1 pseudogene is annotated in these 1,383 nt (G+C 38.4%); it reads left to right on the top strand.

Features of this window, described 5'->3' with window-relative positions:
• Positions 1-87: 87 nt before the first annotated feature.
• Positions 88-1,247 (top strand): annotated as a pseudogene (locus tag CKJ95_RS21680) (IS3 family transposase).
• The last annotated feature ends 136 nt before the right edge of the window (positions 1,248-1,383 follow it).

Here is a 1,383-nt window from a genome sequence, read left to right on the forward strand (position 1 = left end):
TGATGTTAGACTAAAAAACGGACACTATAAATTGGGCACTTTCGTTATAATGAGTGACAAAGGCTAATTTAAAGGACGTGTCTTGTAATGGGAAAACACTTTGATCTTGAATATAAAATACAAGTAGCTCAGATGGTAGTGGAGGATGGAAAAAAGGCAACACAATTGGCAAAGGACCTTGATATCCCAATAGGAACCATTCGTAACTGGGTGGATGCCTACAAGAAAAAGAAGAAGCAAGCCTTTGTGGGAAGTGGCAATACCCCTCCTGAACAAAAGCCATATAGAGACTTAGAGAAAGAAAATTTAGAACTGAAACAGGAACTTGAAATATTAAAAAAAGCTTTGCACATCTTCAGCAAAAACCCCAAGTAATTTATGAATTTATAAGGGACTATAATGAAGGGCTCCCAATTGCGAAGATGTGCGAATTATTAGGGGTTTCATCAAGCGGATACTATGACTGGCTTAATCGGGAACCGAGCGAGCAGAAAAAGAAAAGGGAGTTTCTGACGAAGGAAATTAAAAGAGTCCATAAGGAGTCGCGGGAGATCTATGGTAGTCCGAAAATAACTAAGCAGCTAGGCAATGAGGGTATAGAGGTCTCAGAGCGTACTGTACAGAGGATTATGCAGGATGAGGGAATATCATCAAAGACCGCCAAGAAGTTTAAGGCCACCACCAATTCTAATCATAATCAGTTTATTTACCCGAACATTTTGAACCAAAATTTTACTACTGTCGCACCAGGTAAGGTGTGGGTTGCGGATATTACGTATATATGGACGAGAGAAGGGTTTCTTTATTTAGCTTCCATCATGGATTTATATTCCCGCAAAATCATTGGATTCCACATGGGAGATAGGCTTAAAAAAGAACTTGTGGGAACAGCCTTAGACAGAGCAATAAAGCACCAACCACCCCTAGAAGGTCTTATACACCATTCTGACCGAGGAAGCCAATATGCATCAAAGGATTATACCAATAAACTTAAAGAAAATGGAATTCAAATCAGCATGAGTGGTAAGGGAAACTGTTATGATAATGCGTGCATAGAGTCATTTCACAGTGTCATTAAGAAGGAACTAATCTATCAAACTACTTATCTTACAAGAGCTCAAGCAACAAAAGACATATTTGAATATATCACCTGTTTTTACAATTCGAAGCGTATACATTCAACTAATGGGTATCTGCCACCATTAGATTTTGAAAAAGCATATTTTCTAAAAAAACAAAGTGCTTGATTTAAACCTTTTCCTTAATGAATGGTGAGAGAGCACCAGTTCTCTCACCATTCATTAAGGCCACCAAGCGGAGCGCGGTAGGGATCTTTTAAAAAAATGACCAATTTAATTTGTCCGTTTTCTTGACAGAGGTACA

It is taken from the genome of Fredinandcohnia onubensis (genome assembly GCF_002734285.1).
Lineage (GTDB): Bacteria > Bacillota > Bacilli > Bacillales > Bacillaceae_L > Ferdinandcohnia > Ferdinandcohnia onubensis_A.